Annotated in this window: 11 protein-coding genes; 7 read left to right on the top strand and 4 right to left on the bottom strand. The window is 60.2% G+C overall.

The window, feature by feature from the left end:
* Positions 1–51: 51 nt before the first annotated feature.
* From CUJ84_RS25305 to CUJ84_RS25290, 4 genes are all read left to right on the top strand, one after another.
* Positions 52–1,476, top strand: a complete 1,425-nt coding sequence (locus CUJ84_RS25305) for a malonyl-CoA decarboxylase (protein WP_105008461.1) — start codon at positions 52–54, stop codon at positions 1,474–1,476.
* Positions 1,473–2,987 (top strand): malonate--CoA ligase, encoded by a 1,515-nt coding sequence (locus tag CUJ84_RS25300; RefSeq protein WP_105008460.1) that lies wholly within the window; start codon positions 1,473–1,475, stop codon positions 2,985–2,987. Before CUJ84_RS25305 ends, CUJ84_RS25300 begins: the two co-directional genes overlap by 4 nt.
* 95 nt (positions 2,988–3,082) lie before the next feature.
* The gene (locus CUJ84_RS25295) at positions 3,083–4,429 is read left to right on the top strand and encodes an SLC13 family permease (protein ID WP_105008459.1); all 1,347 of its coding nucleotides are present in this window, start codon (positions 3,083–3,085) and stop codon (positions 4,427–4,429) included.
* 473 nt (positions 4,430–4,902) lie between these two features.
* Positions 4,903–5,388, top strand: a complete 486-nt coding sequence (locus tag CUJ84_RS25290; protein WP_105008458.1) for a GFA family protein — start codon at positions 4,903–4,905, stop codon at positions 5,386–5,388.
* A 113-nt stretch (positions 5,389–5,501) separates the two neighbouring features.
* On the opposite strand, the gene CUJ84_RS25285 is transcribed toward CUJ84_RS25290, so the two are convergent.
* The 3 genes from CUJ84_RS25285 to CUJ84_RS25270 all read right to left on the bottom strand — a co-directional run bounded on the left by CUJ84_RS25285 (position 5,502) and on the right by CUJ84_RS25270 (position 8,617).
* A complete protein-coding gene (locus CUJ84_RS25285) occupies positions 5,502–6,071 on the bottom strand; it encodes a nucleoside 2-deoxyribosyltransferase (RefSeq protein ID WP_105008457.1) in 570 nt (189 codons plus the stop codon).
* A gap of 258 nt (positions 6,072–6,329) precedes the next feature.
* A complete protein-coding gene (locus CUJ84_RS25280; RefSeq protein ID WP_105008456.1) occupies positions 6,330–7,667 on the bottom strand; it encodes an epoxide hydrolase family protein in 1,338 nt (445 codons plus the stop codon).
* Between the two features lie 359 nt (positions 7,668–8,026).
* Positions 8,027–8,617, bottom strand: coding sequence for a TetR/AcrR family transcriptional regulator (locus CUJ84_RS25270; RefSeq protein WP_105008454.1), 591 nt, complete (start codon positions 8,615–8,617; stop codon positions 8,027–8,029).
* Positions 8,618–8,735: 118 nt separating this feature from the next.
* Here CUJ84_RS25270 and CUJ84_RS25265 point away from each other — a divergent pair, with 118 nt between their 5' ends.
* Positions 8,736–9,962: an MFS transporter gene (locus CUJ84_RS25265; protein WP_105008453.1), complete on the top strand. Its 1,227-nt coding sequence runs from the start codon at positions 8,736–8,738 to the stop codon at positions 9,960–9,962.
* An 81-nt stretch (positions 9,963–10,043) separates the two neighbouring features.
* On the opposite strand, the gene CUJ84_RS25260 is transcribed toward CUJ84_RS25265, so the two are convergent.
* Positions 10,044–10,946 (bottom strand): LysR family transcriptional regulator, encoded by a 903-nt coding sequence (locus CUJ84_RS25260; protein WP_105008452.1) that lies wholly within the window; start codon positions 10,944–10,946, stop codon positions 10,044–10,046.
* 95 nt (positions 10,947–11,041) lie between these two features.
* Here CUJ84_RS25260 and CUJ84_RS25255 point away from each other — a divergent pair, with 95 nt between their 5' ends.
* Positions 11,042–11,365, top strand: a complete 324-nt coding sequence (locus tag CUJ84_RS25255) for a nuclear transport factor 2 family protein (RefSeq protein WP_105008451.1) — start codon at positions 11,042–11,044, stop codon at positions 11,363–11,365.
* Positions 11,362–12,141 (top strand): SDR family oxidoreductase, encoded by a 780-nt coding sequence (locus CUJ84_RS25250; RefSeq protein WP_105008450.1) that lies wholly within the window; start codon positions 11,362–11,364, stop codon positions 12,139–12,141. The genes CUJ84_RS25255 and CUJ84_RS25250 overlap by 4 nt, the downstream gene beginning before the upstream one ends.
* Positions 12,142–12,148 lie beyond the last annotated feature (7 nt).

Raw genomic sequence — 12,148 nt, 5'->3', positions numbered from 1 at the left:
AGCCGTCAAAAACGGTCACCCAGCCGGCCGGCAGAAGAGAGGAGAAATGGCATGTCTGAGGCTTCCTTCTTCACCGACATGCTGCAGAGCATCACGGATCGCGGACGCCAGCTTCTGTTTTCCGGCGCGCGCCCCACGCAGGTCGCAGCCAAGGTCGATCTCCAGACACTCTGTGAAATGCTGCTGTCGAGCCGCGGCGAGGCCTCGGGCATGGCGCTTGCCGCCGAGATACTCGATCGCTGGGGCGCGCTTGAGAGCGAGGGCGCGCAGAAATTCCTCCTTATGCTTCATGAAAAGTTCGGGCCCGATACGACCAAGCTCGACCAGGCAATTGAAAATTACCGCGCTGACAAAAGCTCTGCCGCGATCATTGCTCTCCACCAGGCAGCTGAGCCGCGGCGACAGGAGCTTCTGCGTCGTTTAAATCACGCGCCGAACGGCACCGCCAAGCTCGTCCGGATGCGCCAGCAGCTGCTTGCTTCAAAAGATCAATCCGCAGGTTATCACGCGCTTGACGCCGACTTCACGCATCTGTTCGGCTCCTGGTTCAATCGCGGCTTCCTGACGCTGCGGCCCATCGACTGGTCGACGCCGGCTTACATCCTTGAAAAGATCATCAAATACGAGGCCGTGCACGAGATTGCCGGCTGGGAGGAGTTGCGCCGTCGTTTGGCACCGGCCGACCGCCGATGTTTTGCCTTCTTCCACCCCCGACTGGCCGACGAGCCGCTGGTGTTCGTCGAGGTGGCGCTGACACGATCGGTGCCCAGCGCGATCGGAGATGTGCTCGACGAGGGCAGGCAGCAGATCAACGCCGACGAGGCGACGACGGCTGTCTTCTATTCGATCTCCAACTGCCAGGATGGCTTGCGTGGAATCTCGTTCGGCAACTTCCTGATCAAGCAGGTCGTGGAAGACCTGCGCAGAGACCTGCCCGGCCTGAAGAATTTCGTCACGCTGTCGCCCGTTCCAGGCTTTGCCCGCTGGCTTGCCAAGGCGCGCGCCTCGGCCGCCGACCGGTTCTTATCCGAAGCGGCTCGCGAAACGCTGATGTCGCTGGAAGATCCGAACTGGCCTGACAACGAGAAGGCGGCGACTGAAGTGGAGCGCGTGTTGCTGCCTCTTGCGGCGCGCTATTTCCTGATCGAACGGACGCCAGAGGGCCGCCCCGTCGATCCTGTCGCCCGCTTCCATCTCGGCAACGGCGCCCGACTTGAAAGATTGAATTTTCTTGGCGACCGCTCGGCAAAGGCGATGCAGCAGGCACACGGCCTGATGGTCAACTATCTCTACAAGCTCGACGACATCGTGGCCAACCACGAGGCTCTGGCGCAGCGCGGCGAAGTGATTGCCTCGCCTGCTGTCAAAAGCTTGCTCAACCAGAACGACGAGAGCGGCCGTGGCGGCAATGGCCAGCAAGGCTCCCGGCCATTTACACAGATAATGAACTCAACGCTTGGAGGAGGGCGAAAGTGAGCAACCATCTTTTCGACGCCATGCGGGCCGCCGCGCCTGGTAACGCACCGTTCATCCGGATCGATGGCACCCGCACATGGACCTATGATGACGCTTTCGCTCTTTCCGGCCGCATTGCCAGCGCGATGGACACGCTCGGCATTCGCCCCGGCGACCGGGTGGCGGTGCAAGTCGAAAAAAGTGCCGAGGCATTGATCCTCTATCTCGCCTGTCTTCGAAGCGGCGCCGTGTACCTGCCGCTCAACACCGCCTATACGCTGGCTGAGCTCGATTACTTTATCGGCGATGCGGAGCCGCGTTTGGTGGTTGTTGCGTCGGCTGATCGAGGGGGCGTGGAGAAAATCGCCAAGCCCCACGGCGCAATCATCGAAACGCTCGACGCTGATGGCAGCGGCTCGTTGCTTGATCTCGCACGCGATGAGCCGGCCGACTTTGTCGATGCCTCCCGCTCCGCCGATGATCTGGCTGCGATCCTCTACACATCGGGAACGACGGGACGCTCCAAAGGGGCGATGCTTACGCATGGGAACCTGCTCTCGAACGCCCTGACCTTGCGAGATTATTGGCGCGTCACCGCCGGCGATCGACTGATCCATGCCTTGCCGATCTTCCACACGCACGGGCTGTTCGTCGCCACGAACGTCACATTGCTCGCCGGTGCCTCGATGTTCCTGCTGTCGAAGTTCGACCCGGAGGAGATACTGTCGCTGATGCCGCAGGCAACGATGCTGATGGGCGTGCCGACGTTCTACGTGCGCCTCCTGCAAAGCCCGCGCCTCGACGAGCGAGCGGTCGCCAGCATCCGCCTTTTCATTTCCGGATCGGCTCCCCTGCTTGCAGAGACACATACCGAGTTCCAGGCCCGCACCGGTCACGCCATTCTCGAGCGCTACGGCATGACGGAAACCAATATGAACACCTCCAACCCCTTTGAGGGGAAACGGATTGCCGGAACGGTCGGCTTTCCCTTGCCTGATGTGTCGGTGCGCGTCACCGATCCCGCCACCGGGCTGGTGCTGCCGCCCGAAGAAACGGGGATGATCGAGATCAAGGGGCCGAACGTCTTCAAGGGCTATTGGCGCATGCCGGAAAAGACGGCGGCCGAGTTCACCGCCGACGGTTTCTTCATTAGCGGCGATCTCGGCAAGATCGACCGGGACGGTTATGTCCACATTGTCGGCCGCGGCAAAGATCTGGTGATTTCGGGTGGATACAACATCTATCCGAAAGAGGTCGAGGGCGAGATCGACCAGATCGAGGGTGTGGTCGAGAGCGCCGTTATCGGTGTGCCGCATCCCGATTTCGGAGAAGGCGTGACCGCCATCGTCGTGCGCAAGCCCGGCGCTGTCCTCGATGAAAAGGGCATCGTCAGCGCCCTCCAGGACCGTCTCGCACGCTACAAACAGCCCAAGCGCGTCATCTTTGCTGAGGACTTGCCCCGCAACACGATGGGTAAGGTTCAGAAAAACATCCTGCGGCAGCAATACGCCGATCTTTACACCAAGACGTAAGGCGACCGCGCTCTCTGGGAGGAGGGTGCGCCGACATTCCGCATCAATCTTGAAAACAGCAACTACGACGCGGAGGCGTCGGAGGGAGGGGAATCATGGGTATTGAAATATTGTCCATAGGCCTGCTGGTCGCCATGTTCATCATTGCGACGATCCAGCCAATCAACATGGGTGCGCTCGCCTTTGCCGGCGCCTTCGTGCTCGGCTCGATGATCATCGGGATGAAAACAACCGACATTTTCGCCGGCTTTCCGAGTGATCTCTTCCTGACGCTCGTCGCCGTCACCTACCTCTTCGCCATCGCGCAGATCAACGGCACGATCGACTGGCTCGTCGAATGTGCCGTCCGCCTGGTGCGCGGGCGCATCGGCTTGATTCCCTGGGTGATGTTCCTGGTCGCCGCCATCATTACTGGTTTCGGTGCACTTGGGCCGGCTGCGGTGGCCATTCTCGCACCCGTCGCGTTGAGTTTTGCCGTCCAGTACCGCATTCACCCGGTGATGATGGGGCTGACGGTGATCCATGGCGCGCAGGCAGGCGGCTTTTCGCCGATCAGCATCTACGGCGGAATCACCAACCAGATCGTTGCGAAGGCCGGCCTGCCTTTCGCTCCGACCTCGCTGTTTCTCTCCAGCTTCTTCTTCAACCTGGCGATCGCGGTGCTGGTTTTCTTCGTTTTCGGCGGCGCCAGGATGATGAAGCAAGATCCCACATCACTTGGCCCTTTGCCCGAACTCCATCCCGAGGGCGTATCGGCGTCGATCAGAGGTCACGGCGGCACGCCGGCAAAACCGATCAGGGAGCATGCCTACGGTACGGCAGCTGATACGGCGGCGACGTTGCGCCTGAACAATGAGAGAATAACCACCTTGATCGGCCTGACGGCGCTCGGCATCGGCGCCCTGGTTTTCAAGTTCAACGTTGGCCTCGTCGCAATGACCGTCGCCGTCGTCCTCGCGCTGCTGTCACCGAAGACCCAGAAGGCAGCAATCGACAAGGTCAGTTGGTCGACCGTGCTGCTGATTGCCGGCATCATCACCTATGTTGGCGTCATGGAGAAGGCCGGTACGGTCGACTACGTGGCGAATGGCATATCCAGTCTCGGCATGCCGCTGCTGGTAGCGCTCCTGCTTTGCTTTACAGGTGCCATTGTCTCGGCCTTCGCATCCTCGACCGCGCTGCTCGGCGCGATCATCCCGCTTGCCGTTCCGTTCCTCCTGCAAGGGCACATCAGCGCCATCGGTGTGGTCGCGGCGATCGCCATCTCGACGACGATCGTCGACACCAGCCCATTCTCCACCAACGGTGCTCTTGTCGTCGCCAATGCGCCGGACGACAGCCGCGAGCAGGTGCTGCGACAGTTGCTTGTCTACAGCGCCCTGATCGCCATCATCGGCCCGATTGTTGCCTGGCTGGTGTTCGTCGTGCCTGGGCTGGTCTGACGGCCGGCGGCTGCTCCCAGCGAAAAGTGTGCCGAGCCCTGTTTCGGCACACTTGGAGACCGTTGATGCCCCGATCACAGAAATTGAGAAAAACGCTTTCATGGGAGATCAACGACTGGCTTCGAACCAAGCCTCTTCGGCGGCGTTCATCGCCCTCTCACGACAATCAACCGCCGAAGATTGACGTCTCGGGCCTCGCGGATGCATAGTTTGTCGAGCCAGTTGGCGAGCATTCGTCACCGTGCAGCAAATGTAGAAGTGGGGACGTGCTCTTTGCTCACCCAAGACGCTACCTTTTTGTACCGGCAAGGCGCCTCCGCCGTGGACTCACGCGCTTTTGAGCTAGAGCAATTCCAGCAAAAGTGCGTAGCGGTTTTGCGTCCGAAATTGCGTGAAAACAAAGAGATAGAGCATTTCCGTGATTCGGAGAAAAACGGAAATGCTCCAGCGCGATCCTTCCATGGTTTGTCCGCATGCAAATAGTCGTTCTAACTGGTGGCTGCCAATGCGGCGCCGTGCGGTACGCGCTTCAGGAGCCCCCGCAAAACGTCCATATCTGCCACTGCCGGATGTGCCAGAAGGCTGTGGGCGGTCCGTTCGCGATCATCTGCCCGGTGCTGAAGCCCGCATTTCGCCTGACGCGTGGCGCGATCAGCTATTTTCGCAGCTCGGACGTCGGCCGACGTGGTTTTTGCCGTGACTGTGGCACCCCACTCACCTTCGACTATCCCGATGGTGACGACATCGGAGTTTTGGTCGGTACCCTCGACCAGCCCGATCGCGCGCCGCCCGAAAACCAATACGGCAACGAGAGCCGGGTGTCCTGGTACGCCAACCTGGCTCAAGTGCCGGGCGAGCGACCGACCTATGCCGACAATCCCCAGATGTTGCACCGGATCAGCAGCACCAATCATCAGCATCCTGACCACGATACCGATCATTGGTCGCCGTCTGGCTAACTCTCAAACCTGTCCACCCACACAACGCGCGGCTGGAGCGGCGATCCCCTCGGGCGGCGTGAAGCGAGCTGCAAGCTCTCGCGTCGGCGAGGGATCGCCGATTATCGAGCGCCTTAGCGCAGTTTCTCAACGGCGACGGCAAGACACGCCTTGAACGCGGCAAGATCCGTATAGAGCGCATCCCGCGCCGCGTCTCCGATGATGAGGACGCCACCACGCCGCTCAATCCCGGCGTGCAGCATGAGATTGTCGGCCAGGCCGAAATCCTCGATCGCAATCCCGTTCGGGTCTCGCAGTCGACCTTCGCCATCATAGGCGACGGCCCCGCCATAAAGATCGCTCACCCGTCCGCTGTGATCGCGGGCCACATTGGTGTAGGCGAATACAGGCTTACCACTTGCGCACATAAAGCCCAGTTCGAAGGCTGTCCCTGTATCGGCGGCAATGCCGCGAAATGGCGTCAGATTGGCGATGATCGCGTCAGCCTCAATCATCATCTTCTCGTCCACCGCGTTTATCGCCGCCGCCCGCTCGCGCTTCGAGTTCGTGTGCGGGATTTCCAGATCGCCGGGCGAGAGCGGGATAAGTCCCGCCTCACGGGCAAGTGCCGCCTTGCGGTCGAGCATTTCACGGGCGTTGGGAAGGAAGACTTCCGGACCGGCGAGATAAACTTTTTTTGTCATAAATTCGCACCTAAAGGGATGGACTCAGCAACAAATACATCCTGGCTGTACCGCGAAGACGGATCACAATCCAGTGGGCGAAACCGCCCACTGGATGTCGACACGCGGGTATTGGCAGCCGGTGGCGCAATGAACTGACCTGCGGAAAAGACAGCGAGGTGAGGATCATTTGATGAAATGATTCGAACTGCATTCTCCCCGGCTTTGAATTTGTCACTCTCAGCCGCGGATGTGCCGACCTGTCGTTCTACCGGCGTATCAACGCACCGACCTGAACGCCTCTCGCAATTCCTCAGCGAAGAGCTTGGGCTGTTCCCAGGCGGCGAAGTGACCGCCCATGTCGACACGGTGGTAATAATGCAGCGTGGGATAGGCCTGCTTGCTCCAACTCTCCGGCGCCTGGTAGATCTCCTTTGGGAATACGCTGATTGCCACCGGGATCTTGATCTCTTTGGTCTTCTGGGCGTCTGCGCTGAAGTTGTTGTTGTTGTTTTCCCAATAGAACCGCGACGAGGATGCCCCGGTGTTGGTCAGCCAGTATAACGTGATGTCATTCAGCATTTCGTCGTTCGAAAAAACGCGTTCAGGAATGCCCTCGCTGTCGCTCCACTGCGCGAATTTTTCGTAAATCCATGCAGCTAGGCCCGACGGCGAGTCGGAAAGCGAGTAGCCGATCGTCTGCGGACGCGTCACCATCACGGCCCCGTAGGCGGCATTCCGGCCGAAGAAGGTGCTCAGGGATTCAAATGCATCCCGCTCGGGCGCCGACAGCCCTGCAGGCGCCGGGTCGCCACTATTGATGGCCTTCGTGAGGTTGCCCGGAACGGTCGCCGGCATATTGAGATGGATACCAAGCAAGCCCTTCGGTGCCTGGCGCGCCAGTGCGTCGGAGATAACGGAACCGTGGTCGCCGCCCTGGGAAACATAGTGCGCGTAGCCGAGCCGCTTCATCAGTACATCCCATGCCCGCGCAACTCGATCTGGCCCCCAGCCAAGCTCTGCCGGCTTACCCGAAAAGCCGTAACCCGGGATCGAGGGGATGACGACATCAAATGCGTCCTCCGCTTTACCGCCATAAGCAGTCGGATCTGTAAGAGGGCCGATCGCCTTGATGAACTCGAAGGTTGAACCCGGCCATCCATGGGTCAGAATGACCGGAAGAGCGTTAGGATGACGGGAGCGCACATGAATGAACTGGATATCGACCCCGTCGATCGTCGTGATGAATTCCGGAAGTGCATTGAGCTGGGCCTCCGCCTTGCGCCAGTCGTAATCAGTGCCCCAGTAACGGACCAGATCCTGGACGCGCGAAAGCTGAATGCCTTGCGAGGCGTCGCTCACGGTTTCCTTATCTGGCCATCGCGTCTCGGCAATGCGCTTGCGCAGATCGTCAAGCTGTGACTGCGGAACGTGGATCTGGAACGGGCGGATAGTTTCATCGGCCCCGATCGGCGTCGCCGGCCCTTCCGATGTGACGTCGGCGGCACTCGCTGGCAAAAGATAGCCGGCTGGGAACAGCAACATTGGTCCAACCGCCATCACCATCGCGCCGCGGACAAGGCGGCGCCAGGCGAGAACATTTTCAATCTTCTTCATGAGGCACTCCATGTTCTTGTCGCCCAGGGCGACATTTCGTGACGGAGTGATCTCTGACGGGTCTGCGTATCTGACATGTTTCAAGAAATGCCAAAAACGTATCAGAGTGTGGAGTGGCGGCTTCGCAGGGGGGAACGCGATCATCAGGGAACGGCCTGGCCCCGGTGTCGAGCTGCTATCAAAGCTTTCGACGTGGAAAGTGTTTGCCTGGAAGATCCGCCACGTCCTCAAAAACAGGAAGCAGCAGAAGGCGGCAATCGAGAACGCACGTTGGGCCGGAAGGGTCGGCACTCGACCCGTCTGGTGCCGCTGGGACGGGAATTGTTAAGCCGCGGCGCCTGAGCGGGAAATCAAACACCTCATTCCTGTCTGCGGAGGCTCCCCAGCATAGCCTTGAACCCCGCGACCGCCCGCTTCGAAACCCCCTCCGGATTCTCGGCATTGGCGATCCACAGCGCCATATGGCTGCTGGCGCCATTGATGAGGCGAGCGGCAGTTTCGGTGTCGATGTCGATGATCTCGCCATCGGCCTTGAGACGGTCGAGGCTGCGGGAGAGGGCGGCGATACAGCCGGGGGTGTTTTGCCATTGCGAGATATCGCCGAGGACAGCCGGGCCATCGCGAAACATGATGCGCTGGATTTCGGGCTCAAGCGCCATTTCGATATAAGCGGAGCACTCGTCGACAAAGCCTTGCCAGCGTGTGGGCGCGGCGGCCGAGACCTCGTTCAGCCGTTCAGTCATCTCAGCGTCGATTTCCATGATCACGGCCTGGAGCAGGCCCCTCTTGTCACCGAAGTGATGATAGAGGGCCCCGCGCGTCAGTCCCGCTTCGCCGGTGAAATCGTCCATCGACGCTTCCGCGTAGCCGATCGTGCCAAAGGCACGCCGCCCGGCTGCGATAAGTTTGCCGCGGGTCTCTGCGATCATCTCCCGGCGCGGTTTGCGCATGGCTTCTCCTTTGGCATACGCCGCGTATCTTTTTCATTGACATACGTGGCGTATGCATTATGTAAACACATACGCTCCGTATATAAGTGTTCTATCCGATAGCTGGAAGGTTCGTCCCATGTCAAATCCGTATAGACAAATATTCGCGGCACCTGGGGCCAAGGGCTTCTCCGTCGCCGGCTTTTTCGCACGGCTTCCCATCGCCATGGCGCCGATTGGCATCGTCGCCATGCTCTCCCAGGCACATGGCGAATATTGGCTGGCAGGCGCCGTGTCGGCGACCTATGCGCTCACCAATGCGGTGATTTCACCGCAGATTTCGCGAGCAGTCGACCGGCAGGGCCAGACGGCAGTCGTCGTTCCGACAACCATCGTATCAGTGCTGGCGTTCATCGCGCTGATCGCCGCGGCCAATCAGAACTGGCCGGCGTGGACGCTCTTCGCCTCAGCCTTCCTTGCGGCAGCCATGCCAAGCATCCCGGCGCTGATGCGGGCGCGCTGGACGGAACTGTTTCGCAACCAGCCAGAACTCAACACGGCATTCGCGTTCGAAAGTGCCGCGGACGAACTGGTCTATATCGCCGGCGCCTCGCTGTCCGTTGGGCTCGCAGTGGCCCTTTTCCCGGAAGCCGGCATGATGGTGAGCACAGCTTTTCTAGCGCTTGGGACCGCGGCCTTCATCGTGCAGCGCGGCACCGAGCCGAAGGTGCGTCATGTCGCCGGCGCGGCTTCGGTTGGCTCCGCGATCCGGCAGCGTCCGGTGCAGATCATTACGCTCGCGCTGATCTTCGTCGGCGCGATCTTCGCAACCGCTGAAGTGAGTGTTGTCGCCATCACCAAGGAGCTTGGTCAGCCGAATGCGGCAAGCCTGGTCATCGGTGTCTATGCGCTCGGTTCCTTCCTGTTGGGTTTGACCCTCGGCGCGCTTAATCTGCGCATCCCCTTACATCGTCAGTTGCTGATCGCTGTTGCGACTCTCGCACTAACCTCGTTGCCTCTTCTCGCCGCCGGCAGCTCGGTAACCCTGCTTGCTATCGCCGTCTTCGTCAGCGGCATCGCGATCTCGCCGACCTTTATAACGGCCTTCGGACTGATTGAGCGTCGTGTGCCGGAATCGGTGCTGACCGAGGGCGTCACCTGGGTGATGACCGGCATAGGCATCGGTATGGCGCTTGGCGCCTTCGTCACGGGCTGGGTCGTCGACAGCTACGGTCCCCAGAGCGGATTCTGGGTGTCTGCGGCGGCCGGGGCCGCGACCGTCCTTATCATTGCGCTCGGTCAGCGTACCCTCTCGGGCGAGTGCACCGGCGGGGAAGATTGCGCCATGCTGGAGCCGGCGCAGTAGCAGGGTGGGCGGTAGACAGAAACGAAGCAGGAGGGTTCACCGGCCAACGGTTCGAAACCGTTCAAGGCGGAAGACAGTGAGTTAAGCCGCTTTTCGGGAGAACTCACGAGCTAAGTCGAGAAATGCTCTGACGCCAGCCGATAGATTTCGGCGTCCAGGATAGTAGAGGCATAAGCCTGGATAGGGCGGCGTCCAATCTTCTAGAACACGAACAACGCGCCCCGCCTCTATGTCCGAGAGAATGTCCTGTTCAAAGAGGTAGCCCACGCCGGCGCTTTCGAGCACGGCAGTCCGCGTAAGACTGGCCTCATCGAGTGCGATTGGCCCCCGTACATCTATCTGCACCGGCTCGCCGTCTTTTTCGAACCGCCATCGAAACAAGGAGCCGTCTGGCAGGCGAACACGAATGCACCTGTGACTGAGAAGATCCGGAGGCACCGTGGGCTTACCATGTTTCTCGAAATACTCGGGAGACCCAACCACTGCGTGTCGCTGAGGCCGGCCGAGCGAAACGGCAATCATGTCGCTGGGAACGAGGCCTTCAACCCTGACGCCCAGATCGAACCCGTCCTTGACGATATCGACCATTTTACCCTCGGTAACGATATCGACATTCATGTCGGGATAGCGGCGCAGGAACTCCAGCACGAGCGGTGAGACGATGGCGCGCGCCGCAAATGGCGCTGCGTTGATCCGTATTGTCCCGGAAGGAGTCTCGCGGTGGGAGCGCACCAGATCCAGAGCAGCATGGAGATCCTGAAGCGAGGGCGCGACCTGCTGCACAAACAACCGGCCGGCATCCGTCAGCGACACACTGCGGGTGGTGCGGTTGAACAACCGCACGCCAAGTCCCGCCTCGAGCCTGCTTATCGTATGGCTCAACGCGGTCGTGGACATACCGAGATCAATGGCCGCTGCTCGAAAAGTCCCGCGCCTGGCAATTGCAATGGCCGCTTCAAGTTCCTTCAGGCTGGATAGCTCCATCGTCCCGATCTGTTCATCATCGCATGCCGGTTTATCCCACTTATTTACGCAATGGTCGAGGGATAAAGTATCGGTTAGGTTATGAGGAGAACACAATGGACATGCCCGGTATCATAAACACGTACTTTGAAGCAGACCGTCGAAATGACGCGGATGCGCTGCTGGACACCTTTGCGATCGAAGCCGTCGTCGAAGACGAAGGAGCGCACCATCAAGGCGTCGCCGCAATCCGCGAGTGGTGGGTGGCTGCGAAGAAGGCGACCCAATACCATGCAGAACCCGTGGAATCCGCGGTTGACGGCAATAAAGCAATCGTCCGGGCGAGGGTGAGCGGCCAGTTTCCCGGTAGCCCGGTGATGCTCACCCATGCCTTCACCCTCAAGGACGACAGGATCGTCTGGCTGGAGATCCGGTCATGACCGACTTTCTCAACCTGAGGGGCAAACGCGCACTCATTACCGCTGGAACAAAAGGTACCGGCGCTGCGACCGTCAGACTGTTTCGGGAGCTAGGCGCAAAGGTGCTGACGACAGCGCGGGCCCGTCCGGAAAGCCTGTCGGAAGAAATGTTCGTCGAGGCGGACCTGACCACGGAAGAGGGATGTGCAATCGTCGCAGAGGCCACGCGGCGGCGCCTTGGCGGCGTCGACGTCATCGTCCATATGCTCGGTGGCTCTTCAGCGGCCGGAGGTGGATTTTCTGCACTGTCGGAAGACGACTGGCATAAGGAGCTGTCGCTCAACCTCTTTCCAGCCGTTCGCCTGGATCGGCAACTGGTTCCGGACATGGTTGCTCAAGGAAACGGTGTGGTGGTGCATGTGACATCCATCCAGGGAGTCCTGCCGCTTCCAGAATCGACGACCGCCTATGCTGCAGCCAAGGCAGCACTTTCCACTTACAGCAAGGCGATGTCGAAAGAAGTGTCGCCCAAAGGTGTCCGGGTCGTTCGGGTGTCGCCGGGCTGGATCGAAACGGAAGCTTCGATCCACCTTGCAGAGCGCCTGGCGAAGCAGGCCGGAACTGACCTTGAGGGGGGCAAAAAGATCATCATGGACGGGCTGGGCGGCATTCCGATGGGGCGTCCGGCAAAGCCGGAAGAGGTCGCAAACCTGATTGCCTTCCTCGCTTCGGACCGGGCTGCATCGATCACTGGTACCGAATATACGATCGATGGAGGGACAGTGCCAACAGCCTAGGCGCCGA

This window comes from Rhizobium leguminosarum, from assembly GCF_002953715.1.
GTDB lineage: Bacteria > Pseudomonadota > Alphaproteobacteria > Rhizobiales > Rhizobiaceae > Rhizobium > Rhizobium leguminosarum_V.
Note: the sequence above shows the minus strand (reverse complement) of the source record. Positions and strands in the feature narration are given on the sequence as shown.

Bases quoted from the DNA above. Each gene is read 5' to 3' on its own strand.
- CUJ84_RS25265 (WP_105008453.1), top strand. From the start codon at position 8,736: ATGTCAAATCCGTATAGACAAATATTCGCGGCACCTGGGGCCAAGGGC.
- CUJ84_RS25280 (WP_105008456.1), bottom strand. From the start codon at position 7,667: ATGAAGAAGATTGAAAATGTTCTCGCCTGGCGCCGCCTTGTCCGCGGC.
- CUJ84_RS25305 (WP_105008461.1), top strand. From the start codon at position 52: ATGTCTGAGGCTTCCTTCTTCACCGACATGCTGCAGAGCATCACGGAT.
- CUJ84_RS25285 (WP_105008457.1), bottom strand. From the start codon at position 6,071: ATGACAAAAAAAGTTTATCTCGCCGGTCCGGAAGTCTTCCTTCCCAAC.
- CUJ84_RS25270 (WP_105008454.1), bottom strand. From the start codon at position 8,617: ATGCGCAAACCGCGCCGGGAGATGATCGCAGAGACCCGCGGCAAACTT.
- CUJ84_RS25290 (WP_105008458.1), top strand. From the start codon at position 4,903: ATGCAAATAGTCGTTCTAACTGGTGGCTGCCAATGCGGCGCCGTGCGG.
- CUJ84_RS25250 (WP_105008450.1), top strand. From the start codon at position 11,362: ATGACCGACTTTCTCAACCTGAGGGGCAAACGCGCACTCATTACCGCT.
- CUJ84_RS25295 (WP_105008459.1), top strand. From the start codon at position 3,083: ATGGGTATTGAAATATTGTCCATAGGCCTGCTGGTCGCCATGTTCATC.
- CUJ84_RS25255 (WP_105008451.1), top strand. From the start codon at position 11,042: ATGGACATGCCCGGTATCATAAACACGTACTTTGAAGCAGACCGTCGA.
- CUJ84_RS25260 (WP_105008452.1), bottom strand. From the start codon at position 10,946: ATGGAGCTATCCAGCCTGAAGGAACTTGAAGCGGCCATTGCAATTGCC.